Below are 22,132 nucleotides of genomic sequence, written 5' to 3'. Positions count from 1 at the left end.
GCTCAGGCCGCGTTGGCACCCGATTCCTTGTCCAGCACCATGTAGTCGAGCGGGATTTCGGTCGTGTACTTGATCTGCTCCATAGCGAAGGACGACGATACGTCGCGGATCTCGATCTTGGCGATCAGCCGCTTGTAGAACGCATCGTAGGCGGCGATGTCGGGCACCACGACGCGCAGCAGGTAGTCGACGTCGCCGCTCATGCGGTAGAACTCGACCACTTCGGGAAACTCCTGGATGACCTCGGAAAACCGCCGCAGCCACTCATGGCTGTGCGAATTGGTGCGGATCGACACAAAGACGGTGACCCGCACATTGACCTTCTCATGGTCGAGAATGGCAACGCGCCGCTTGATGACGCCCTCCTCCTCTAGCTTCTGGATGCGGCGCCAGCAGGGCGTCGTCGACAGGCCGACTTTCTTGGCGACATCGGCCACCGCGAGCGTCGCGTCCTCCTGAAGGAGGCGTAGGATCTTTCGGTCAAGGCGGTCCATTAGAGGCTCCTAGGGGAATAGTTTGTCTATAATCCCTCTTATTCGAGGCTTTCACAAGAAAGAAATTCTGCCAATCGCCACTAAAGCGAGTGATTTCTTGCTGAATGCCTAGCCGATGCGATAGCGGATTTCCGAGCGCAGGAAAGGCAGCAAATCCATTTCAAACCACGGATTCTGCTTCAGCCAGCCACTGTTGCGCCAGGACGGATGCGGCAGCGGCAGCACTTTCGCACCGATGGAACTCCCCCAGATCGTGCGCCAGTCCATCACCGTTTCCGTCAGCGAAGGGCGGCGCGCGGCGCCCATATGCCAGGACTGCGCATAGATGCCGATCGTCAGCACCAGGTCTATTCGCGGCATCAGCGCCATCAAGGGCGCGCGCCAGGCCGGCGCGCATTCGCGCCTTGGCGGCAGGTCGCCGCCCTTGGCATCCTGGCCGGGAAAGCAGAAGCCCATCGGCACGATGGCGAATTTCTCGATGTCGTAGAATTCGTCGCTGGTCACACCAAGCCAACCGCGCAAGCGGTCGCCCGAAGCATCGGTGAACGGCATGCCCGACAGGTGCACCTTGGTTCCCGGCGCCTGGCTGGCGATCAGGATGCGGGCGCCGGAAGAGGGACGCGACACCGGCCGCGGCTCATGCGGCAGTGGCTTGCCGATAGGGTTTTCGACGCAGATGCGGCAGGCCCGAACCTTTGCTGCAAAACTGTCCAGTTCCACGCTCAAGCGGCGGCACTCGGCCGGCTGGAGACCGCCTGATGCCAGCGCAACACATGGGTGCATTCATCCGGCACCTTGATGCGCGCCGGCTTCATGAAATCGACCGCGATCAGGCCGGTGATATCGGCAATCGAATAGCTGTCGCCAGCGACGAATTCGCGGCTCGCCAGCTCGCCGTCGAGGAGTTTCAGGAACGCGACCGCCTTCGGCTTGTTGGCCTCGCCCCATTCGGGGATCTGCGGAATTTCCCACTCCTTCATGGCTGGATGGATGTGGCGAAAAGCCTGCGCGACGCAACTAAGCAGGTTGAACTCCATCCGCCGCTGCCACATCTCGACCTGTGCCTTGCCGAGCGCGCCGCGCCCGAACAGGGCCGGCTCCGGATGCAACTCCTCGAAGTAGCGGCAGATGGCGACGGATTCGGTGATGATGGTGCCGTCGTCAAGCTCCAGCACCGGCAGGCGTTGCAAAGGATTGCGCGAGCTGACCGTTTGGCTCTTGTGCTCCAGCGCACCCATGTCGACAGACACCAGAGGAACCGCGATCCCCTTTTCGGCAAGGAAAACGCGAACCCGCCGCGGATTGGGCGCCCGGCCGCCGTCATAGAGTTTCATTCGATCCTCCATTTTCCTTCCCAGCCAATGCACTTCACCAGAAGCGAAAAATCTCCCGCGCGGCGTCGCCGATCGACGCCAGCGTGCCGTGCTTTCGCTCCACCACCTCGCCGTGATGGCTGTCGCGCCAGTCCTGCGGCTGGTCGAACGTGCCTGCCCAGATACCGACCTTTGCCGCGCGGGCAGTCGCTTCCTCACCTTCGTAGTCTCCGAAGGCAACGGCCCAACCCGCCTCGACCTGGGCGCGGTTGAGATCCGTGCCGCCGGCCTTGCAGTCGCCTAGCAACCGGCCATAGCGATCCCGCTGCCAGCCGCTGCACGTGACCGGCCTGCCGGCGATCAGGCGCACCAGCGCCTGGCGCGCAAGCGTGCCACAGGCATAATCCGCACCGTTCCTGCGGCAGGTCTGGGTGTATTCCGGGGCATCGATGCCGCGCATGCGGATGCGCTCGGTGCCGAGCGTGATGGAATCGCCGTCATTGATGATGGCAGCCCCCTGCGTCTGGCGCATTTCCACCCGATCGAGGCGCGCCGCCAGCAGGATCAGCAGCCCCAGAATGATTGTCGTAAGCCCATAATCCAGAAGCCGCCGCCACGGGCTCCTTGGCACCGGTGCGTACCGTCGGCGCGATCTCGGCGACCATGAACGGCTCATATGGCAAACGGTTGGTTAATCATTCGAACGTAGCTTAACACCTTGAAACCGCTGCCCGTATAAATTGAAGTTTTTGATGCCCTTGCAACGCTCGAACACAGCGGACAAGTTCATTGTGGACCGCAGGAAACGGCATCGCAACAGCGATGTCGCGCGCGCGGTGCGCAAGACGCGCGACCGTCTTTCGCAGCAGGCCGGCAATCTCGATTTCGACCGCGAACTGCTGAAACTCCACGCGCGCGCCATGACAAGCGGCGCCGTGGTGGTCCCTTTGCTCGTCCTGGCGATCGCAGCAGTCGGCCGGCTCGCCGGCGTCGGCAACGAGATCGGGCTCTGGGCACTGTTCACGCTCACCGCCTATACGATCGTCGTCTTCATGGCACGGCGCATCGAGCGTACGGAAGCTTCCGAACTCAACCCTGTGCAAGCGCAAAGGGAATTCCTTGTCGGCCATTTCCTTTGCGGCCTCGGCTGGGCCTGGTTCGTCTGGCTGAGCTGCGGTGCCTGTGAGGTCGACCAGTTCCAGGTGATCAAGGCGGTCGTGCTGCTGTTTGTCATGGCCGGGACCGCTCTGATGGCCTCATCCCTGAGCGGCGCGCTGCTGGCGACCTTTGCCGTACCGGTGGCGTTCTATGCCTATGTCGGCACTAGGCTGTGGATGCCGGTCGAGGCGATTATGGCCGGACTGCTTGTCGTGTCGCTGCCTTTCTTTGCCTATATCGCCCGCCACCTCAACCGCTCCTCCCTGATGCTGTTGTCGTTCCGCTCCGAAAAGGACGCGCTGATCGCCGAAGTGGAGACGGCGAAATCGATGTCGGACGAGGCGCGGCGGCGGGCGGAGGATGCCAATCTGGCAAAGTCGCGTTTCCTCGCTTCGATGAGCCATGAGCTGCGCACGCCGCTCAATGCCATTCTCGGCTTTTCCGAGGTGATGGCGAACGAAGTGCTGGGGCCGATGAGCAATCCCACCTATCGCGACTACGCCCATGACGTGCATGATTCCGGCCAGCATCTGCTCGACCTGATCAACGAGATCCTCGACCTGTCGCGCATCGAGGCCGGCCGCTACCAGCTCAACGAAGAGCCAGTGATGTTGCTCAACATCGTCGAGGACTGCTGCCATATGATGGAATTGAGGGCGCGCAACAAGGATATCCGCGTCATCCAGGATTTCGAACAGACATTGCCGCGGCTGTTCGCCGACGAGCGCGCCGTACGGCAGATCACGCTCAACCTTTTGTCGAACGCCATAAAATTCACCGCCACCGGCGGCGAAGTCCGTGTCCGCGTCGGCTGGACGGCGGGCGGCGGGCAGTACATCTCGATCAAGGACAATGGCCCCGGCATTCCCGAGGACGAGATTCCGATCGTGCTCTCGGCTTTCGGCCAGGGTTCGATCGCCATCAAGAGCGCCGAACAAGGCACCGGCCTCGGCCTGCCGATCGTGCAAGGGCTGCTTGCCATGCATGGTGGCGAGTTCGAACTTCATTCCAAGCTGCGCGAAGGCACCGAGGCGATCGCCATCTTCCCGCTGAGCCGGGTGATGGAAGAACTGCCGGCACTGCCGACCGCCGCGGTCGCGGCGCGCCGACGCTAGGTCACCCTGGCGACCTGCCTCCACTCGGCCTCAAAGAGGAACGCAGACCGCAATGACCGCAGATTGGGATGCCAGCGGCATCGAAATCAAATCGGAGCGGCTGCGTCTGAAGCTGTTTACGGCTGACGACGCTGACGAGGTCTTTGCCGCCATCACCCCCGCGATCACCCGTTTCATGCAGTGGGAACCACCTCGATCACCAACGGCCTTTGCCGAGGTATGGCGATCCTGGCTGGCACCGATCCTTGATGGATCGGATTTGCATTTCGTTGTGCGTTTGTTGGCGGATGATCGCTGCCTGGGGCTTGTCGGCCTTCACGCAGCGAAGACGGCGTGTCCCGAGATCGGAATTTGGATAAGGGAGGCCGTCCATGGAAACGGCATCGGCCGTGAGGCCGTCGCCGCTGTTGCGGCATGGGCCTCCGAAGAGCTCAACCCAGATTGCTTCGAGTACCCTGTCGCCGAGGAGAACGTGGCGAGCAGGCGAATAGCGGAAGGCCTTGGCGGGTCGATCGTCGAGACCCGCTCCAATCCGAAATATAGCTCAGTCGTCTATCGCATCCCCAATCTCAGGCGTTGATACGCCAAGGACCAAGGACCTAGCCCCGAACAGCCGCAGCCATGCCCGAGCTGGTCAGCGCCGCCGCCTTGACCAGGCCAGCGACAAGGGCTGCCCCTGCCCCTTCGCCATGGCTTATGCCGAGGTCGAGCAGCGGACGCAAAGCGAGCAACTCGGCAGCCTTGGCGTGCGCAGGCTCCGGCGACAGGCTGGCGAGAAGACAATGGTCGAGCGCTGCGGGGTTCGCGGCATGCAGCACTGCCGCGGCAGCCGTTACCGCGAAGCCGTCGAGCAGCACGGGTATCTTCTGCATCCGCGCGGCGAGGATGGCGCCGGCTATCGCCGCGAACTCGCGGCCGCCGACGCGGCGCAGCACCTCCAGCGGGTCATCGAGATGGCCGTGGTGAAAAGCCAGCGCCGCATCGACCGCGTCTGCCTTGCGGGTCTGCATCGCCGCGTCGGCGCCCGATCCCGGGCCAATCCAGTCGGCACCCCTGCCCCCGAACAGAGCGGCAAGCAGCGCGGCGGCGACAGTGGAATTGCCGACGCCGAGATCGCCGAGGCAAAGCAAATCGGTGCCGCCGGCGATCGCCTCCATGCCGAAGGCCATGGTGGCCGCGCAACCGCGTTCATCGAGCGCGTCGTCATCGGTGATGTCGCCGGTCGGGATGTGCAAGGCAAGATCGAACACTTTCAGCCCGAGATCGTTGGCGATACAGATCTGGTTGATGGCCGCACCGCCGGCCGCGCAAAGCTCGACCGCGTTGGCGGTTGCCGCCACCGGTCGCGGCGAAATGCCGTGCCTGACAACACCGTGGTTGCCGGCAAAGACCGCCATCAGCGGCCTTGTCACGGCAGGCGGGGCCCGGCCGCTCCAGGCGGCAAGCCACGCGGCGATGTCCTCGATGCGGCCGAGCGAATGCGCCGGCTTGTCGGCCTTGGCAAACAGCGTGCGCACGCGCGCTTCGGCCTTGAGGTCGGCGGCCGGCAGATTGTCGAGCAGGTTGCGAAAATCGTCGAAAGGCAGAGCGCTAGTCATGTCGTGAGCAATCATTCCTGGAGTTGGTGAGCGGCATAGCCGCGTTGCGTGATCGGCACAACCTCTCCCAGACATCCGCCTTGATTGCCGCAACGATGGCCTGGGAAGGCGCGATCGCGAGGGCTTGCATTGGCTTTGCCGTTGCACCATGTGGAGGTGAAAGAGCGGATTCGGCACGGATCCCTCAAGAGAAAGTCATGACGGCCATCGAATCTCCCTGCATCCTTGTCTGTTCCATCGACATGAAAACCGGCTTCTGCTTCGGTTGCGGCCGCACGCGCGAGGAAATCGGCGCCTGGATGGGGATGACGCCGGAAACGCGCCGCAGTGTGATGGCCGAATTGCCGGCCCGGCTGGAAACGGTCGAGCGCCGGCCGCGCCGGGAAACACGCCGCACCCGCATGGCGCGCGAACGCGACGCAATCTAGAATTGTTCACCCTTTCACGGAAACGGCGGACCGCTGTAACTCATTGTTTTAACGCAATTCCGGCCGAAGAACGTTTCGCACTTTTTCTGGAATTTGCTCTAGCGAGGCACGGATGAGCAGCCGGATGTTCTGGATTTTGATGGCGATGATCGGCGTGGGAGCAGTGCTGCTCATGCTCAACGATTCCGCCGGCAGCACGCTCGGCGTCGAGAATTACGATTTTGGCCGGCTGATCTGGCTTGGCGCCTTCGGCGCCCTCATTGGCGCCGGCCTGCTGCGCTCGGGCCGCCCATTGGGCGCCATGGCTCGCAACCTCGGCGCCTGGGCCGCAATCGTCCTCGCACTGATCGCCAGCTACCAGTATCGCTACGAATTGCAGGACGTCGCCAGCCGGGTGACCGCGGGCCTCGTTCCCGGCAGCCCACTGGCGCTTGGCGTCGAAGACGGCCACGCCACCGTAACGCTGGACAAGGCCGACAATGGCCATTTCGAAGCGCGCATCCTAGTCAATGGCAATCCGGTGCGGGCCGTTGTCGACACCGGCGCGACCAGCACCGTGCTGACATCTGAAGACGCGCAGGCCGCAGGCTTCAACCCGGCGGTGCTCAACTACACAATACCGGTTTCGACAGCCAACGGCATGGCGCGTGCCGCGGCGGTCAAAACCGACGCGGTGGCGATCGGCGGCATCGTGCGCAAGGACATGTCGGTGATGGTCGCGGCCCCCGGCATGCTGAGCCAAAGCCTGCTCGGCATGAACTTCATCGGCTCGCTGTCGGGCTTCGACGTGCGCGGCGACCGTATGATCCTCAGGGACTGAGGTTAGCTCAACCCGTCAGGCGGCTTCGGCCGCTGCCCCACCAAAATCGACAGCCGCGAAAGCCGTCTTCAGCACGTCGGGCCCGGCACCGGGCCGCGTCGCGTCGGTCGACAGGATCTGGCGGTAGCGGCGCGCACCGGGCAATCCATGGAACAGCCCGACCATATGGCGGGTGACATGGCCGAGCCGCCCGCCCTGTTCGATGTGACGCGCCGCATAGTCCGCCATCGTGTCGATCAGCGCGGCGAAATCGAACGCCTCGGGCTTCGCGCCATAGAAGGCGGCGTCCACGCCAGCCAGAATGCCTGGTGTGTGGTAGGCCGCGCGGCCAAGCATGGCGCCGTCGACTTGGTCGAGATGCGCCCGCGCCTCCTCAATCGACTGAATGCCGCCATTGATGCCAATGAATTTGCTCGGCTTTTTGGCTTTAAGCCGGTAGACCCTGTTGTAGTCGAGCGGCGGGATGTCGCGGTTTTCCTTGGGGCTCAGCCCTTCCAGCCACGCCTTGCGCGCATGCACCCACAAGGCGTCGGCCCCGGCCTCGAAAACCCCGTCAGCCAGCGCATCGAGTGCCGGCTCTGGATCCTGTTCGTCGACGCCGATGCGGCATTTGACGGTGACGGGGATTGTCACCGCAGCCTTCATTGCCGCGACACACTCGGCGACGAGGTCAGGCACTTTCATCAGGCAGGCGCCGAACGTCCCTGACTGGACGCGGTCTGACGGGCAGCCGACATTGAGGTTGATCTCGTCATAGCCGAAGGCCTCGCCGACGCGCGCCGCCTCGGCAAGTTTTGCCGGATCCGAGCCGCCAAGCTGCAGCGCGACCGGATGTTCCGCGTCATCGAAGCCGAGCAGCCTCTCGCGCGCGCCGTGGATGACCGCGTCTGCCACCACCATCTCGGTATAGAGCAACGCACGGCTCGTCAGCTGGCGATGGAAGAACCGGCAATGCCGGTCTGTCCAGTCCATCATGGGTGCAATCGACACGATCGGAAACCTTGCATTCCGGGCATTCTCGTACAGATCGGCTGGTTTCAGGCTGTCCATATGTTGTAGCTCATTGCGTCTCGTTGTTGCCTTTTGCAGGGCTTTGTTGTAGCTGATACAACATTGTTGTAGGCGAACGGGGCGATGTTGTAGCGATGGGCACGATAGTTACCAGAACGCGCAGCGACGGGAAACCTTCCTATCTCTGCCAGATTGCCAGGAAGAGCGACGGCAAGACCGTTCGAGAGAACCGAACCTTCCGCGACCACAAGGCGGCGAAGGCGTGGCTACGGCAACGCGAGGCCGAGCTTGATAACCCGAAGGCGTTCAAGGCGGCGACGCAGGAAGTGAAGACGCTCGGCGACGCCATCGGCCGCTACCTCGATGAATATGGGGGCGAGATCGGCAAGACCAAGGCCGCGTGCCTTGCCGCGATACAGCGCCATTCGATCGCAGCAATGGCTTGTGGCGACATCGGCAGCGAGGACATCGTTTCCTTCGCCCGGACCATCAACACAGTCACTGGCCTCGCCAACCCTGGCCCGTCGACGATCAACAACTACCTTTCGCATTTGGCCAGCATCTTTGCGATCGCGAAGAAAGCATGGGGATATCCGCTGGATTCGGAAGCGATGTCTGATGCGATGTTCGTGCTCCGCAAGCAGAGGGCAATTGCCAAGTCCGACAAGCGCGAAAGGCGCCCTACCCTCGACGAACTCAACCGCCTGCTAGATTTCTTCCAAGAGCGTTCCGAGCGCGCGCCGCATTCCGCCCCGATGGTCGAGATCGTGCTCTTTGCCACTTTCTCGACGCGCCGCATGGAGGAGATCACCCGCATCCGTTGGGCTGACTTCGAAAAGGCAACCGGCAACCATGGGGCTCGAGTTTTGGTCCGGGATATGAAGAACCCGGGCGCAAAACGGGGCAACGATGTTTGGTGCGAATTGCCGTCGGAGGCCGCGGCGGTCTTCGAGACGATGCGGCCGAAGACCGGCACCGGTGACTGCATCTTTCCATACACCACAGAAGCGATCGGCGCGGCCTTCACGCGGGCCTGCAAGCTGCTTGCGATCGAAGACCTGCATTTCCACGATCTGCGCCACGAGGGCGTTTCACGGCTGTTTGAGGCCGGCTGGAACATCCCGCACGTCGCGCTGGTCTCCGGTCATCGCTCGTGGGCTTCGCTGCAGCGCTACGCGCAGCTCCGGCAGCGAGACGACAAGTTTGCCGGTTGGAAGTGGAGGCCGGCTCTATGACCGCGGATCTGCGTCCTGACGACGAGAATTTGATTCAAAAGCTATTTGCAATCCCGCCCGAAGATCGTGAGGCTATCCTGAAGCAAATCGTGGCCGATCAAGATTGGAAGTCGGATCGGCTTTGGCAGACCGTCTTTGAATGGCTTCTGACCTCGATAAACATGGAAAATTCGCCAAGCATCGATACAGCAATCCAACTGGGACGCGTGACCGAGCGGCTGTACTGGGTAGCGCAACGCGCCCCGGTCACAGGTGCGACGCCGGAAACTTTGGCATTGCAGCGTCAGGGTAGCTGGCGAGCCCTTGTTGAAAAGAATGAAGCGCGGCGGGCAGATAATGCGTGGCGCCATGCCGACGCCGAAGAGTGGAAAACCATCGCACGCGAGATCGCGTGCAGGCGTCCGAAGCATCAAACCAAGGGCGGCCGCGTCGAAGACGTGATCAATGGCGAACTGGAAATGCGGGGGTTTAAGCGAATGGGACGTTCAACCATCCGCATTGCGATCGCCGGCCTGAAACGCCCGAAATAGCGAAAGTTGTTCGAGCACGAACGGGTGCAACAAACTGCCCTGCTAATCCCCTGCAATGCCTCGCAATCGTGCGATGTGCTTTGCAAGGGAAAGACGAATGTCCCTCCTTAACACCAAGGAAACGGCCGCAAAGATCCGCAAGTCCGAATCGTGGGTCAACCATGCGCGGCAGGATGGCACCGGGCCAAAATACCTAAAAGTCGGCGCCCAAGTTTTTTACCGCCCTGAAGATGTCGACGCATGGCTCAATGAGCAAGCGCGTACTCGTGTCTGGCAATTCGACGATGGGAAGGCCGCATAGATGGCTGCCCTGGATCTCACGCCGGGCGAGCACGAGACCTCCGCCATCGTCGACGAGGCGGCCGCCTGGTATTTTAATAACTTCCGCACATGCGAGAGGCCGATCGTTCCGACGCTACGGCACCGCTTCGGCTTGACCAGTCATCAGGCCGTTGTCGCTATTCGCCAGGTCACTCTGATGCGGGCTCGTGCCGCATGACCGAGCAAATTCAACCGGGATTGAAAAAGGTCCGGGGCATGGCGCTAGCCTCGCTCGACCTGATCGCCGCGATGCGCAGTATTGCCGAGGAGATGCAGCCGATCACCGGCCGAGGCATTGGCTACAAGCTGTTCACCGCCGGGCTGATCCCCTCGATGTCGACCAACGTCATGCAGAAGGTCTATCGCCTCCTGCGTATCGCAAGAGAGCAAGGCGACATCCCGTGGGACTGGATCGTCGACGAGACCCGGGAACTGGAGCGGGTTTCTACCTGGGACGACCCAGCGCAGTACGCACGCGCCGTGGCGCGATCCTACCGCCGCGATTTCTGGAACCAGCAGCCGTATCGGGTCGAAGTTTGGTCCGAGAAGGGAACCGTTCGCGGCGTTCTGAAGCCGGTGCTCGATCACTTCGCCGTCGGCTTCAGGGTCATGCATGGTTTCGCCAGTGCGACCACGGTCAACGATATCGCCACAGACGATGACGGGCGACCGCTGATTGTCCTCTACGCCGGCGACTATGACCCGAGCGGCATGTACATGTCAGAGGAAGACCTGCCGCGGCGCCTGGCCGAATACGGCGGATCTCATGTCCGATTCCGTCGGATTGCGCTGACCGTACACCAGGTAAACGGCCTCCCGTATTTTCCGGCGACCGACAAAAAAAGCGACATGCGATACCGCTGGTTCATCCGCAACCATTCGCACCATTGCTGGGAACTAGACGCCATGGACCCGCGCGACCTGCGCGAGTGCGTAGAGCGGGAGATTAAAGGCCTGATTGAGCCGGAAGCTTGGGCGCGCTGTGAGACGGTAAATGCGGCCGAGTTGGAATCGCTGCAGACGATCCTTTCCGGATGGAGGGCGGCATGACCGATCTCGCCTGGATGAAAGTCTACATCGGCACTGAGACGGCCCAGACGAGTCACCTCACAGCCGAGGAGTTTGGCGCCTATGAGCGCCTACGCCGGCACTGGTGGCAGCACGGTTCGCTGCCAGACGATGAGCCTCGCCTGATGCGCATCACCGGCATTGATGCAGGCAGGTGGCAAGACGTCGCCAAGGCCATCGGTCCGCTCATGTCGGAGAGCATTCGGCGCCTCGATCAAGAGCGCTCGGACGCTACCGTCAAGCGCGAAAAGAAGGTTGCGGCGGGGCATAGAGGGGCTGAAGCTAGGTGGCGTATCGATGGCAAAAGCAATGCGTCTGCCAATGGCACCGGCATGGCAGAACCATTGGATACGATGGCAGAACCATCCGTTTGCCAATGGCCATCAGCATCAGCATCAGCATCAGACAAGATTGCTCCGGATGAAAAGGAAGAAAGGTTAGAGCCTGCGCGCGAGAGAGAGCCGAACGTCATGCTCATGTCGATGGCAGAGTCGGAGGAGTATCTGCGCAAGACAGGCGCGCTCTCGGATGACGACCAGACCAACCCCTATGCAGCCTCATCGAGGGGCACATGAGGGGGGCGAGGTCCGCAATCTCACCGGTCACTTCGGCGCCGACCGCTGGGCTTCACGGCTTTGCAAAAGCGTTAGAAATACGATTTCCGGCGGAACTTTTGCGGCTTTCTGCACGGCAAAAAACGGCTCCACCGCTTGCGGCATATGGCGTTGAGGCCGATTTCCGCGACATCCCCCCTTCCGAAAAATCGATCCAGTGCGAACGATGGAGCCAGGCGGTCCATGGCTTGTCGCTTGCGGCTTTTCCAATGCCCCCCGGGTGCCGTCCATGAGCGAGATCGACCGCGCAACGCTGCTGGCCGGCCTCGCCGCGATCGCCGCGGAGGTCGAGCGCTTGGCCGGGCTGATTGCCGACGAGCCCGGGCCGATCGAGACCAGCGCGGACGCCTTCGGTGCGGCGGATCTGGTCGACAGCGCCATCGCAGCGCAGCGGTTCGGCATCTCGAAGCAGGTTGTTCGGCGCCTGTGTCGCGAGCACGATGACATCAGCCGCAAGGTCGCCGGCCGGCATCGTGTCAGCCTTTCGGCTCTGCGTCGCCGCTTGCGGGCGTGAACGTTTCGAACGTTTCGAACGCTTCCCTATGAACGTTTCGGCGCGCACCCTTTGACGATGACAAAGCGCCTGAAAATCACCGGCCTGGCCATGACCACCCGCGATTTCGTGATGGGTCGGCTCCCGAGCGGCCGACCGTTTTACTACGATCCTGAAGGGGCTCGATGCAGTGTGCCTATCCCCCTGCTGTATGGGCATGTGGAGAACATGCGCCTTGGCGAGGTCGTTGAGATAATGCCGTCGTCAGATGGTTTGCGCTTTACGGCAATCGTCACAGACCCCGCCGCTGTTGAACGGCTCCAGAATGACGACTGGTTCGGCGTCAGTATTGGCTGCGGCGGGGTGACCGACGTCGATGACGTCAGACCCTTCACAGCAACCGGGTGGTCACTTCGTGAAATTTCGTTGATCGAAGACGGCGATCAATTGAATCCGGGCGCGCGCGTTTTTACGATTGAGGAATTGCCGGCGGCGCCTGACAGCCCGTTTACGTTCAAGCTCCCCCGTCTTCATGGGCCGCTTCCCAAGCGCCTGGCCACTGCCGCCGATATCGATGCTTTCGGCGTTGCCATCTACGGGCCGACTGTCTGGGCGAAGCACATAGCTAATCGCCGACGGGAGCAGCAGAAGCGCAATGCGCACGGCCTCGCCGCGCCCGGCGAACTGACGACGGCGGGCTGATCCATGCCAATGCCGTCACCAGAGCGCATGGCCCAGATTACCAGGAAGGTGGAAAGCCTGGTGCGCGCAAACAATGAAAGGGATTTTGCGCCAGCCAAGCCTGCCAGCACCCCAGTGTTGTGGAAGTACGTCGGCGGCGGCGCCGAGGTCATGGAGATTAAGCCGACGCCGTTTTCCTTTCGAGTTCACGGCATTTGCTCGACGCCGACGGTCGACAGCCATAGGCAGGCAGTTTGGTCGCCGGGCATCGAGGCATCATTGCCGCTGCCTTTGATGTCGGAGCACAAGACCGAAGGCTCGTCGCCAATCGGCACGGTCTATCACCTGAGGCGCGATGCCAAAGGTCTATACTGTCGCGCCGAACTTGCCGACCATTTCGCAGCCGAACACTCGAAGAGGCTGATCGAGGATGGCGAGACGTTGGCCTTCTCGATCAGCGTGCAGCCGGGCCAGTGGCGGTTGCAAAGCGTGGTCGACAACGTGAAGTTTTTCGACCGGTGGACATTGAAGGAAATATCGGTCTGCCGTGCCGGCGCTAATCCCGACGCGCGCCTCGAAGTCCTCGCTGACGATGCTGACGACGGGTCGAAGTTTTGGCTATCGCCATCCCGACCGCTCGAACCAAAGGCGCCAGAGTTGGCATACCGCGGCGTGTGGAAATCAGCCGAGTCGTATCAGCCCGGCGTGTTCGTGACCCACAGAGGAAGCTTGTGGGCATCGCTCATCGAGAGCAGCGGCGTGACGCCTGGTGATAGCAGTCCCCTTTGCTGGAAGCTCGCTGTGAAGAAAGGACATTCCGGCAATCTCGGAAGCGACCACGACGAGGCTGAGCCACCACCGGTAAAGCCCAAACAGTTGAAGAAGGTGACGAAAGTCACTCAGCACGACGCGCAAGGAAGGATTGTCGAATTCGAAACGACGGAGGTGGATGACAATGGCCCGGAAGCCGAATGACCTACTCGACACCCTGCTCGCCAGGCACACGCCGCACGTAATGGATCAGATCGACGTCGCGGTCGAGGAAGACGGTACCTCAGCCACGCTCTACGGCTACAGCCGCCGCCGCGAATACGTGGCAATCGTCCACCAAGCCAAACCCATCACCGACGAGCAGGCAGCAGCGTGGCGCAAGCAGCCGCCTGAAGGCATCGACTGGCGGAAGGTTCCATGAACACGGATCGGCTCAGCTTGTCCGTGGGCGACGGTCGCAATCCCTCTCAGGATGCTGGTGCGACCGTCGCCAACAACACCCACCGGGGGGGCCTTCGGTTTTGGATCGTCGAAACGGACACCTGGACCGCTTCGGGGTTACGGACAGTTTGCGTGCGCGCGCCGGGTGAAACTCCAGAAAATCGAATTTCGAGGTAAATTGAATGGCCAAGAGAGGTCGACCAACCCGAGCCACGGCATCGAAGCGGGCACTTGCGGGCGTCGACATCGACGCTGTTGATCCCTTGACCGTGCTTCGTCAGATCGCCGCCGACACCAGTGCGCCGGCCAATGCTCGGCTGCAGGCCGCCCGCACGCTCCTGGCGCGCGATGGCAGGAAGCAGAAAGGCGACGGCGCCGAGAATGATCGGATCGCTGAAAGAACCCTCAAGCTGCTCAACGGTGGCCGCCGATGAAAAGCGATGACCGGATCCCAACGAACGGCCAGCATAAGGGCGTTCCTCTCCATGACTGCCAGGACGAGGCTCGGCTCACGGTTGTGCGGCGCGAGATCGATACCGTTTTGGAGATCAACGACGCTATTCTACTGCTCGAGATTGCCCCTGACGCTACCTGGTCGCCCGAGGCGCGCCTGCTGGCCGCGGCCAGGCTCAGGGCAATGCACGAACTCGCAACCGAGGATCGGCGCGTTCGGCCGAACTTCGACTTGAAGTTCGTCGATGCCGTCGTTGCCGGCTTGGATAGCCAGAATTGGCGAGATCCATGGCATTTCGCCTCCTTGCTCGATCACGGCCCGGCGCCTGGCGAGCAAGGTCCAGTTCCGCGCGACGAGCCGCTGAGCGACGACCACAACACATCAACAACCAGGAGGGCGTCCTTATGACGTTTCCAATGCCATTTATCGGCGGGTACGAGAGCCATGATTCATCCCCCCCGCCAGCTACCGACCCGTACTTCGCCAACGTCGTCCTTCTGTACAGCGGCGGCGTCGACTATAGCGCGTCCGGCAAGACGGCGACCCTGATCGGCAACGCCAACATCAGCGGCGGCCGGTTGGTGCTCGATGGCTCCGGCGATTATGCGCGGTTCGCGGACAGTGCCGACTGGTTTTTCGGCACGGGGGCCTTCACGATCGATGGCGTTTTCAAGTTCACGTCTGCGCCGCCATCGAACAGCATCATGGTGTGCCAGTGGGCAGGCAGCGGGACGTGGTTTTTCGGCTTCGAGAGCGGAAAGCTCACCTTCCGCACTGCCGCCCCGCAGTACATGAATCAGTACACGTACTCCCCGGCGCTCAACACAGACATTCATTTTCAAGCGGAACGCGACGGCTCGAACGTCGGGAGGCTTTTCATCGACGGTGCCATGGTTACAAAAACCACAGGCTATAACTACACGATCAATGACACTGCCGACACGCTATCGATCGGCAGCCTGTTGGCCGCTGGTTTTGGCGGATGGGACATCGCGGCGCAAGTCGGCGATGTTCGCATCACCAAGGGCGTCGCCCGCTGCGGTAGTGATGCCGGATTCACGGTGCCGACCTTGCCGTTCCCGAGGAGCTGAGCCCATTGCGCGACAGCGACCTGATAGAGCGGCCTGGCAAGGGCTTCACGCCATGGAAAGACGGCCAGGGCGAGTTCGATATCGAAAAGGTCTGGTGGGCGGCTCTGGTGCTGCATTTCCCCAAGCTGAACGTGTCGACATGGTTCGACGGCTCGAGCGTGGTCGCAATCTCCCATTGGGGTTTCCGCGGCGAGAAGTGGTGCATGAAGATCAAGCCGGCCGACTGGCAACCGCTGCCCGATGTCTACAGGCTGGCCCGTGAGGCGAAGATGCAGGCCGCGATCGATCTCGCCCGGGCAAGGTCGAATGCGCGCTTCCTGCAGGCCACGGCGATCCGCAACGGCGCGGGAGAGGCTCCCGCTTAATCCGAGATTCGACCGTCACGTGGTCTTTACCTTCCCTGTGCTCAAATGCATTGTGCTCAATTACGCCAACCCGACAATCGGGAGGAAATCATGGCGACAAGAAAGACTGGCGGCACCGAGTATCGGTTTAAGATCGATGCGTTCAGCCCTGAGACCATCCCCATGGCTCGGCTCGCAGAATACATGAAGGAACTGGCGGCCGTCCTAGGGACAGAGGCGTCGGTTCATTTCGATCGTCTGGAAGCCGGTAGCACAATTCTCGTGCACAAGATCGAGAAGGAGGCGATCCCGAAAGTTCGAGATCGAGCCAGGTCCGTTTTGCGCCACGACGCACCTGCCGAAGCGCAGCGCGCATACAGAAGCATCAACAAGCTCCTTAAGGAAGACAACGCCGTCGGCTCGCTGAAGGAGCCGAAAGGCGTCTTGCTTCATTTCCCCGGCCGCGAGGATGTGGTTGAGAAATATCCGCCAATCCGACAACACGGAACATTTGACGGCAAATTGGTTGCCGTCGGCGGCGGCACTGACGTTCACGTAAGACTGGAGTCCGAAGGCGATCTGGTTGCGGGATTTACGACATCCGACCGTCGCCTCGGCAAGGAGTTGGCGAAGCATTTTGACGATGTCGTTCGACTCATTGGATGGGCGAGTTGGTCTCGCGACGCCGATGGAAAATGGACGATGACCGGTTTCCGCATCGAAAGCTTTGAACCTCTTCGATCTGCGTCCCTTTCTGAAGCGCTCGGCGAACTCCGTGCGCTACCAGTGCAGTTTGACGACAGCGCTTACCACGAACTCGATGTCGTCAGGAGCGGGCCGGGAGATCAAAAGAATGGTCGTCATTGACGCCACGCTTCTTATGCTTCTCCTCCATCCAGGCGCAGGTATTCCCCTCGACGAATCCGGCAAGCCGGTCGAACGCTCGCAGGATCGGATCGCTCATCTCATTGCATCGCTGGAAAAATCCAGACAGCGGCTGGTGATCCCAACGCCAGCTCTTAGCGAGGTTCTCGTTCGAGTTGAACCTGGGGCGGCGCAGTTGATAATTGAAAAAATCTCTGAACTTTCTGTCTTTCGGATCGAACCTTTCGACCAACGAGCTGCCATTGAAGTCGCGGCAATGACACGAAACTCTTTCGATGGAGGACGCAAGCCGAGTCGGCGTCCCGATGAATCGACATGGGCCAAGCTAAAATATGATCGGCAGATCGTTGCAATCGCTGTGGTCGTTGGCGCGCGCGCGATTTATTCCGATGACAAGGGTATTCGCGCCGTCGCCGATCGACAGCGAATCCGCGTCGTCCGGCTTTCGGAACTGGAACTTCCACCTGAGAGCGCACAGCATACAATGGATTTTGAAGGGTCTCAGCCAAGCGCATGATGTCGCCGCGGAATCGCGCGCTTGACGTGTCGACGGATCGAGCGCAGCCTAGGCGCACCGACCGAGAGTTTGCACCTCCCGGCCGGCACTTCAAACCGAAGCCGTATGAGGGCCTCGATGAGCGACTCAGCATTTATCATTTCAGCCGCGTCAATCGCTAGGCTTTCCGATCGGCTTTCAACACCGAGAGGGAATGCACATGACTATTATCGCAGTATGCCTGCTGCTTGCCGCCGCAGGGCTCCGCACGCGCCTGGGGCGCCTTGTCCTGGCTCACCAACTTCTCCGCGTCTCAAACGTGCTCCTCGAGGCCGGCAGCCGCGTCCTTGACCGCGCAAAGCGGGAGATGGGCCAATGACCACGATCACACGTCGCCATGCGATCTTTTCCCTAGCCACGCTTGCGGCCGTAGCGGGCGCAGGAAGCGCGCTGGCGCTGCCCGCCATTTTACAGCCGGCAGATGCCTCGCCCGTCCTGGCGGCTACCGCAGAAGAGTTCGTGCGTCTGTTGGAAGCCCTGCCGCCGATGAAACGGTTGTTCGTGACGCAGCAAATACAAGGATGGGACGCGGATGACGGGTACCTGAATATTTTCAGGGAGAAAGTTCCGCCCGATGAGGTGTGGAATGAAGTCTATCCAGATTGGCTCAGCGGGTTCGATGACAGCATCATTGCCAAATTCGAAAGCGGCGAGTGGAGGGTGAGGATATGACCACGATCACCAGACGCGCCGCGCTTGGCGCACTAGCCTCTATTCCAACCGTAGCGGGCACCACAGTGGCGTTTGCCCTGCCCGCCGTCTCGCAGCCTCCAGACCTTCCGCGCGTCCTGGCGCCCACCACCGACGACCCGCTGCTCAACACTATCCGCGCCTATCGTGACGGCTTGGCCGACTTCAACGCAAATGCTGCTGAAGAGTGGGACCAGGAAGCCAACGACTCCTACGCAGCCGCCACCTTCAGGCCGCCAATGGAGAGCCTGAGCGAATGGAGCGAGCCGGCAAAGACGCACAAGGGCGCTGTGGAAGCGCTGAGGCTGATCGCCGAAGAGAATGCGCTCTATGCGCATAGCCCGCTCGTCGGCCCGATGCTTGCCGCCGCGGTAGCCTATCTCGAGGTGCAGTCATGAGCGCCATGGACGATCTAGAGGGAGACATCAGGCATCTCAAGGTGCTGGTCGACGTAACGACCGACCTTATGATCGACTGCGACTATAGCGACCATCAGAAGATGGTTTCGGAGGCACAACGCTACAGTGCGCTCATGTGGATCATTCGCGATCTGATGGATGGCCTCCTAGTTCGCACAGAGGCCTACCACAAATCGGTTATGGAAAAGCATGTTGTGAATTGAAATTCGCCACCGTGGCGAATATGGCCCGCTGCCTCACGGTGGCGGGCTTTTTCACGCCCAAAAACGGCCTTTACAACACCGGCTACAACATGACCCTCAAAGAGGCCGGTTTCTGGGCTTGTCCGTCCAGTCCATCATCGGCGCTATGGCGAGCTTTGCTTCCAACATGTCGTCCCGGGTGCCTTCCCAGGCAAAATCGTCGAATTGAGATCGGCCAAGGCGAGACCGTTGCGGCCCTATTTAACTTATCTGTTGCTTCTTTCAACTGTCGGGTCTTATCGGATGCTGCCCATGGTTGGCTTCGACACCAAGGCGACTAGGCCGGCGATCCTTCTGCTTCGCAAGAGCTAGGTCAGTCGTGCTCGCGTCGTGCGTGGCGTCGCCAGCAGTAGACTGGTTTCGCTGCCCGTTATGCCGGCTATGAGGCGGATGCGCCGTAGCACCGCATCGAAATCAGTCAGCGAGGCAGTGCCGAGTTCAACCACCAGATCCCAGCGGCCATTGGTGGTATGGATGGTCGAGACTTCAGGGAAACCACCCAGCGCCCGAACCACGCGGTCGGCGGCATGGCCCTCAATCTCGATCAGCATGATGCCACGGATGCGCTGATCGACGGCGTCGGCGCGCAGCACCACCGTGTAACCGATGATCTCGCCGGATCGTTCGAGCCGCTCCATACGTGCCCTGACCGTGGCACGCGAGACGCCGAGATCGACGGCCAGATCCGACACGCTGCGCCGCGCGTCATGCCGCAGCAAGGTCACGAGCCGTTCGTCCAGTGCATCCATGATGGGTTACCATTTTGATCAATTTCGCTGCCATTACGATAAACAATGCTTTTCGGATTGCCAATTCTGCCTGTTCATATCGCCGGCTCGCAATGATCTGCTCGCGGTCATTCGAAATTGGGCCGCGGGAAAAACAAATGCGTTGCAAAATCGTCGGGGCGCCTGTGCAGGACGGCGCCGGCAGAATGGGATGCGAAATGGGTCCGAGCGCACTGCGGACCGCCGGACTGGCTGAGGTGCTGTCCAGCCTCGGCCACGCCGTCGAGGATATGGGCGCCGTCCAGGCAGCTCCGGCTAGGCGCGTTGTACACGGCAATCTGGCGCTGAAGGCTTTGCCCGAGATATCAGCTTGGACATCCGCGATTGCCCAGGCCGCCTACGCGGCGAGTGCGGACGCCATGCCGATCTTCCTCGGCGGGGACCATTCGATATCTGCCGGGACCGTGTCTGGCCTCGCACGCCGCGCCACAGAGGCCGGGCGCCCGCTGTTCGTGTTGTGGCTCGACGCGCATCCGGACTTCCACACGCTCGACACCACCGCCAGCGGCAATCTGCACGGAGTCCCGCTCGCTTACGCCAGCGGCCAGCCGGGTTTCAGCGGTTATTTCCCGGATCTGCCGGCAGCGGTCGATCCCAAGCGTATCTGCACCATGGGGCTACGCAGTGTCGACCCGGCCGAGCGCAGCGCGCTCAACCAAGCGGGCGTGACTGTGCATGACATGCGCGCGATCGACGAGCATGGCATCGCGCCGCTGCTGCGCGCCTTCCTGGCGCGTGTGTCGGCGGAAGACGGGCTGCTGCATGTCAGTCTCGACGTCGACTTCCTCGACCCGTCGATCGCACCGGCAGTCGGCACCACGGTTCCTGGCGGCGCGACGTTCCGCGAGGCGCATCTGGTGATGGAGATGCTGTCCGACAGCGGCCTCGTCTCCAGCCTCGACCTGGTCGAGTTGAATCCCTTTCTGGACGAGCGTGGCCGAACCGCGACGCTGATGGTCGACCTGACGGCGAGCCTGATGGGCCGCCGCATCATGGACCGTCCGACCCGCAGCCATTCCGGGAGCTTTTGATCATGACCACAGCCAAGCTGAACATCGTCCCCTTCGTCAGCGTCGACCGTATGATGAAGCTGGTGATTGCCATCGGCATCGAGCGCTTCCTGACCGAGCTCGCCGGCTACATCGAAGAAGACTTCCGTCGCTGGGAGCTTTTCGACAAGACGCCCCGCATCGCCTCGCACAGCCATGACGGCGTCATCGAACTGATGCCGACAAGCGACGGTCGCCTCTACGGCTTCAAATATGTCAACGGTCACCCCAAGAACATGCGCCAGGGTTTGCAGACGGTCACCGCCTTCGGCGTCCTCGCCGATGTTGGCAGCGGCTACCCGATGCTGCTCACTGAAATGACCATTCTGACCGCGCTGCGCACCGCCGCCACGTCCGCTGTCGCGGCCAAATATCTGGCACCACGCGGCGCCCGCACCATGGCCATCATCGGCAATGGCGCGCAGTCGGAATTCCAGGCGATCGCCTTCAAGGCGCTGACCGGCATCGATCGGCTCAGGCTCTACGACATCGACCGGTCAGCCTCACGGAAATGCGCGAAGAACCTGGCGGGCATGGGATTCGACATCACCATTTGTGAGACCGGGCAGGAGGCGGTTGAAGGCGCCGGGATCATCACGACCGTTACCGCCGATAAACAGTGCGCCACCATCCTCACCGATAACATGGTCGGCTCCGGCGTCCACATCAACGCGGTTGGCGGCGACTGCCCCGGCAAGACCGAACTGCACAAGGATATCCTGCTGCGCTCCGACATTTTCGTCGAGTTCCCGCCTCAGACACGCATTGAGGGCGAAATCCAGCAACTGGATCCCGCCCATCCGGTGACAGAACTCTGGCAAGTGATCGCCGCCAAGGCGCAAGGTCGCCGAGACGCCAAGCAGATCACGCTGTTCGATTCTGTCGGCTTCGCCATCGAGGATTTTTCAGCGCTGCGCTATGTGCGCGACCAGTTGCAGGCGACCGGCCTTTATGAAGAACTCGACCTTCTGGCTGACCCCGACGAGCCACGCGACCTGTTCGGCATGTTGCTAAGGGCGGCCATGCAGCCGGCCGCCTGAGGCGGCCTGTGCCTCGCCGCGTCATGTTTCGGCAGAGCGTAAAATGGGCCGGTACAACCGGCCCGTCCAGACTGCTGACAAACCCCTGGCATTTGCCGGGGGTTTTTGATTCACTGGGCCATGTTGAAGCGACCCGCCCCTGAACAGACCGCGCTCGAGATGGTAACGCTGGATCAGTTGGTTCCGGCTGATCACCTGTTGCGCAAGATCGACCGTTTGATCGATTTCTCCTTCATCCACGATCTGACCGCGCCGCTGTATTGGCCCGACAATGGCCGCCCGCCGCTCGACCCGACCTTGATGTTCAAGGCTCTGTTCATCGGCTACCTGTTTGGAGTTCGCTCGGAACGGCAGCTGGTGCGCGAGATCGAGGTCAATGTCGCCTATCGCTGGTTCCTGCGGCTGAAGCTGACGGACAAGGTGTTCGACGCCTCGACGTTGTCACAGAATCGGCGGCGGCGTTACGACGACACCAGCGTGTCG

Annotated in this window: 33 protein-coding genes; 26 read left to right on the top strand and 7 right to left on the bottom strand. The window is 61.5% G+C overall.

Annotated elements, in window-relative coordinates:
* Positions 1 to 2: 2 nt before the first annotated feature.
* From AC1D05_RS27020 to AC1D05_RS27005, 4 genes are all read right to left on the bottom strand, one after another.
* Positions 3 to 494, bottom strand: coding sequence for an Lrp/AsnC family transcriptional regulator (locus AC1D05_RS27020; RefSeq protein WP_006205209.1), 492 nt, complete (start codon positions 492 to 494; stop codon positions 3 to 5).
* Between the two features lie 108 nt (positions 495 to 602).
* Positions 603 to 1,277: a uracil-DNA glycosylase family protein gene (locus tag AC1D05_RS27015; RefSeq protein ID WP_477444755.1), complete on the bottom strand. Its 675-nt coding sequence runs from the start codon at positions 1,275 to 1,277 to the stop codon at positions 603 to 605.
* Positions 1,217 to 1,828 carry a glutathione S-transferase gene (locus tag AC1D05_RS27010; RefSeq protein WP_477444754.1) on the bottom strand — a complete coding sequence of 204 codons (612 nt, stop codon included), beginning with the start codon at positions 1,826 to 1,828 and terminating at the stop codon, positions 1,217 to 1,219. The genes AC1D05_RS27015 and AC1D05_RS27010 overlap by 61 nt, the downstream gene beginning before the upstream one ends.
* A 34-nt stretch (positions 1,829 to 1,862) precedes the next feature.
* Positions 1,863 to 2,483 carry a thermonuclease family protein gene (locus AC1D05_RS27005; RefSeq protein WP_477444753.1) on the bottom strand — a complete coding sequence of 207 codons (621 nt, stop codon included), beginning with the start codon at positions 2,481 to 2,483 and terminating at the stop codon, positions 1,863 to 1,865.
* Between the two features lie 76 nt (positions 2,484 to 2,559).
* Between AC1D05_RS27005 and AC1D05_RS27000 the strand changes: the two genes are divergently transcribed.
* A complete protein-coding gene (locus tag AC1D05_RS27000; RefSeq protein WP_477444752.1) occupies positions 2,560 to 4,080 on the top strand; it encodes a sensor histidine kinase in 1,521 nt (506 codons plus the stop codon).
* A 52-nt stretch (positions 4,081 to 4,132) separates the two neighbouring features.
* A complete protein-coding gene (locus AC1D05_RS26995; RefSeq protein WP_477444751.1) occupies positions 4,133 to 4,660 on the top strand; it encodes a GNAT family N-acetyltransferase in 528 nt (175 codons plus the stop codon).
* Between the two features lie 19 nt (positions 4,661 to 4,679).
* On the opposite strand, the gene AC1D05_RS26990 is transcribed toward AC1D05_RS26995, so the two are convergent.
* On the bottom strand, positions 4,680 to 5,678 hold the full coding sequence (locus tag AC1D05_RS26990; protein ID WP_477444750.1) for a nicotinate-nucleotide--dimethylbenzimidazole phosphoribosyltransferase: 999 nt from the start codon (positions 5,676 to 5,678) through the stop codon (positions 4,680 to 4,682).
* 197 nt (positions 5,679 to 5,875) lie between these two features.
* Between AC1D05_RS26990 and AC1D05_RS26985 the strand changes: the two genes are divergently transcribed.
* Positions 5,876 to 6,106, top strand: a complete 231-nt coding sequence (locus AC1D05_RS26985) for a DUF1289 domain-containing protein (protein WP_477444960.1) — start codon at positions 5,876 to 5,878, stop codon at positions 6,104 to 6,106.
* A gap of 112 nt (positions 6,107 to 6,218) precedes the next feature.
* On the top strand, positions 6,219 to 6,926 hold the full coding sequence (locus AC1D05_RS26980; protein ID WP_477444749.1) for a TIGR02281 family clan AA aspartic protease: 708 nt from the start codon (positions 6,219 to 6,221) through the stop codon (positions 6,924 to 6,926).
* A 15-nt stretch (positions 6,927 to 6,941) separates the two neighbouring features.
* On the opposite strand, the gene dusA is transcribed toward AC1D05_RS26980, so the two are convergent.
* Positions 6,942 to 7,976, bottom strand: coding sequence for a tRNA dihydrouridine(20/20a) synthase DusA (gene dusA / locus AC1D05_RS26975; RefSeq protein WP_477444748.1), 1,035 nt, complete (start codon positions 7,974 to 7,976; stop codon positions 6,942 to 6,944).
* A gap of 95 nt (positions 7,977 to 8,071) precedes the next feature.
* Here dusA and AC1D05_RS26970 point away from each other — a divergent pair, with 95 nt between their 5' ends.
* From AC1D05_RS26970 to AC1D05_RS26880, 19 genes are all read left to right on the top strand, one after another.
* Positions 8,072 to 9,172, top strand: a complete 1,101-nt coding sequence (locus tag AC1D05_RS26970) for a tyrosine-type recombinase/integrase (protein ID WP_477444747.1) — start codon at positions 8,072 to 8,074, stop codon at positions 9,170 to 9,172.
* Positions 9,169 to 9,702 (top strand): hypothetical protein, encoded by a 534-nt coding sequence (locus AC1D05_RS26965; RefSeq protein WP_477444746.1) that lies wholly within the window; start codon positions 9,169 to 9,171, stop codon positions 9,700 to 9,702. Before AC1D05_RS26970 ends, AC1D05_RS26965 begins: the two co-directional genes overlap by 4 nt.
* A 97-nt stretch (positions 9,703 to 9,799) precedes the next feature.
* Positions 9,800 to 10,003, top strand: coding sequence for a helix-turn-helix transcriptional regulator (locus tag AC1D05_RS26960; RefSeq protein WP_477444745.1), 204 nt, complete (start codon positions 9,800 to 9,802; stop codon positions 10,001 to 10,003).
* Positions 10,004 to 10,201, top strand: coding sequence for a hypothetical protein (locus AC1D05_RS26955; RefSeq protein ID WP_477444744.1), 198 nt, complete (start codon positions 10,004 to 10,006; stop codon positions 10,199 to 10,201).
* Complete coding sequence (locus tag AC1D05_RS26950) at positions 10,198 to 11,073, top strand: hypothetical protein (RefSeq protein WP_477444743.1); 876 nt, start codon at positions 10,198 to 10,200, stop codon at positions 11,071 to 11,073. Before AC1D05_RS26955 ends, AC1D05_RS26950 begins: the two co-directional genes overlap by 4 nt.
* Positions 11,070 to 11,666, top strand: a complete 597-nt coding sequence (locus AC1D05_RS26945) for a DUF1376 domain-containing protein (protein WP_477444742.1) — start codon at positions 11,070 to 11,072, stop codon at positions 11,664 to 11,666. Before AC1D05_RS26950 ends, AC1D05_RS26945 begins: the two co-directional genes overlap by 4 nt.
* 268 nt (positions 11,667 to 11,934) lie before the next feature.
* Entirely contained in the window at positions 11,935 to 12,219 is a 285-nt protein-coding gene (locus AC1D05_RS26940) for a hypothetical protein (protein ID WP_477444741.1), read from the top strand.
* Positions 12,220 to 12,276: 57 nt separating this feature from the next.
* The gene (locus tag AC1D05_RS26935; protein ID WP_477444740.1) at positions 12,277 to 12,900 is read left to right on the top strand and encodes a hypothetical protein; all 624 of its coding nucleotides are present in this window, start codon (positions 12,277 to 12,279) and stop codon (positions 12,898 to 12,900) included.
* Between the two features lie 27 nt (positions 12,901 to 12,927).
* The gene (locus tag AC1D05_RS26930) at positions 12,928 to 13,854 is read left to right on the top strand and encodes an HK97 family phage prohead protease (RefSeq protein ID WP_477444739.1); all 927 of its coding nucleotides are present in this window, start codon (positions 12,928 to 12,930) and stop codon (positions 13,852 to 13,854) included.
* Positions 13,835 to 14,071, top strand: coding sequence for a hypothetical protein (locus AC1D05_RS26925; RefSeq protein ID WP_477444738.1), 237 nt, complete (start codon positions 13,835 to 13,837; stop codon positions 14,069 to 14,071). Before AC1D05_RS26930 ends, AC1D05_RS26925 begins: the two co-directional genes overlap by 20 nt.
* 202 nt (positions 14,072 to 14,273) lie before the next feature.
* On the top strand, positions 14,274 to 14,525 hold the full coding sequence (locus AC1D05_RS26920) for a hypothetical protein (protein WP_477444737.1): 252 nt from the start codon (positions 14,274 to 14,276) through the stop codon (positions 14,523 to 14,525).
* Positions 14,522 to 14,953, top strand: a complete 432-nt coding sequence (locus tag AC1D05_RS26915) for a hypothetical protein (RefSeq protein ID WP_477444736.1) — start codon at positions 14,522 to 14,524, stop codon at positions 14,951 to 14,953. The genes AC1D05_RS26920 and AC1D05_RS26915 overlap by 4 nt, the downstream gene beginning before the upstream one ends.
* Positions 14,950 to 15,636: a LamG-like jellyroll fold domain-containing protein gene (locus AC1D05_RS26910; protein WP_477444735.1), complete on the top strand. Its 687-nt coding sequence runs from the start codon at positions 14,950 to 14,952 to the stop codon at positions 15,634 to 15,636. The genes AC1D05_RS26915 and AC1D05_RS26910 overlap by 4 nt, the downstream gene beginning before the upstream one ends.
* Positions 15,637 to 15,641: 5 nt before the next feature.
* Entirely contained in the window at positions 15,642 to 16,001 is a 360-nt protein-coding gene (locus AC1D05_RS26905; protein WP_477444734.1) for a hypothetical protein, read from the top strand.
* A 90-nt stretch (positions 16,002 to 16,091) separates the two neighbouring features.
* Positions 16,092 to 16,847 (top strand): hypothetical protein, encoded by a 756-nt coding sequence (locus tag AC1D05_RS26900; RefSeq protein ID WP_477444733.1) that lies wholly within the window; start codon positions 16,092 to 16,094, stop codon positions 16,845 to 16,847.
* The gene (locus AC1D05_RS26895; RefSeq protein ID WP_477444732.1) at positions 16,834 to 17,382 is read left to right on the top strand and encodes a hypothetical protein; all 549 of its coding nucleotides are present in this window, start codon (positions 16,834 to 16,836) and stop codon (positions 17,380 to 17,382) included. Before AC1D05_RS26900 ends, AC1D05_RS26895 begins: the two co-directional genes overlap by 14 nt.
* Before the next feature lie 354 nt (positions 17,383 to 17,736).
* Positions 17,737 to 18,093 (top strand): hypothetical protein, encoded by a 357-nt coding sequence (locus AC1D05_RS26890; RefSeq protein ID WP_477444731.1) that lies wholly within the window; start codon positions 17,737 to 17,739, stop codon positions 18,091 to 18,093.
* Positions 18,090 to 18,509, top strand: a complete 420-nt coding sequence (locus AC1D05_RS26885; RefSeq protein ID WP_477444730.1) for a hypothetical protein — start codon at positions 18,090 to 18,092, stop codon at positions 18,507 to 18,509. Before AC1D05_RS26890 ends, AC1D05_RS26885 begins: the two co-directional genes overlap by 4 nt.
* Positions 18,506 to 18,733: a hypothetical protein gene (locus tag AC1D05_RS26880; RefSeq protein ID WP_477444729.1), complete on the top strand. Its 228-nt coding sequence runs from the start codon at positions 18,506 to 18,508 to the stop codon at positions 18,731 to 18,733. Before AC1D05_RS26885 ends, AC1D05_RS26880 begins: the two co-directional genes overlap by 4 nt.
* Positions 18,734 to 19,080: 347 nt before the next feature.
* Here AC1D05_RS26880 and AC1D05_RS26875 read toward each other — a convergent pair whose 3' ends face one another.
* Entirely contained in the window at positions 19,081 to 19,521 is a 441-nt protein-coding gene (locus tag AC1D05_RS26875) for an Lrp/AsnC family transcriptional regulator (protein WP_091582685.1), read from the bottom strand.
* A 137-nt stretch (positions 19,522 to 19,658) separates the two neighbouring features.
* On the opposite strand from AC1D05_RS26875, the gene rocF reads away from it, so the two are divergent.
* From rocF to AC1D05_RS26860, 3 genes are all read left to right on the top strand, one after another.
* A complete protein-coding gene (rocF, locus tag AC1D05_RS26870) occupies positions 19,659 to 20,591 on the top strand; it encodes an arginase (protein WP_477444728.1) in 933 nt (310 codons plus the stop codon).
* A gap of 2 nt (positions 20,592 to 20,593) precedes the next feature.
* Positions 20,594 to 21,649, top strand: coding sequence for an ornithine cyclodeaminase (locus AC1D05_RS26865; RefSeq protein WP_477444727.1), 1,056 nt, complete (start codon positions 20,594 to 20,596; stop codon positions 21,647 to 21,649).
* 120 nt (positions 21,650 to 21,769) lie between these two features.
* On the top strand, positions 21,770 to 22,132 hold a 363-nt coding region (locus AC1D05_RS26860; protein ID WP_477444726.1), incomplete at its 3' end, for a transposase.

Source organism: Mesorhizobium sp. P2_E9 (genome assembly GCF_056403815.1).
This window is presented reverse-complemented; position numbering and strand designations above follow the sequence as displayed.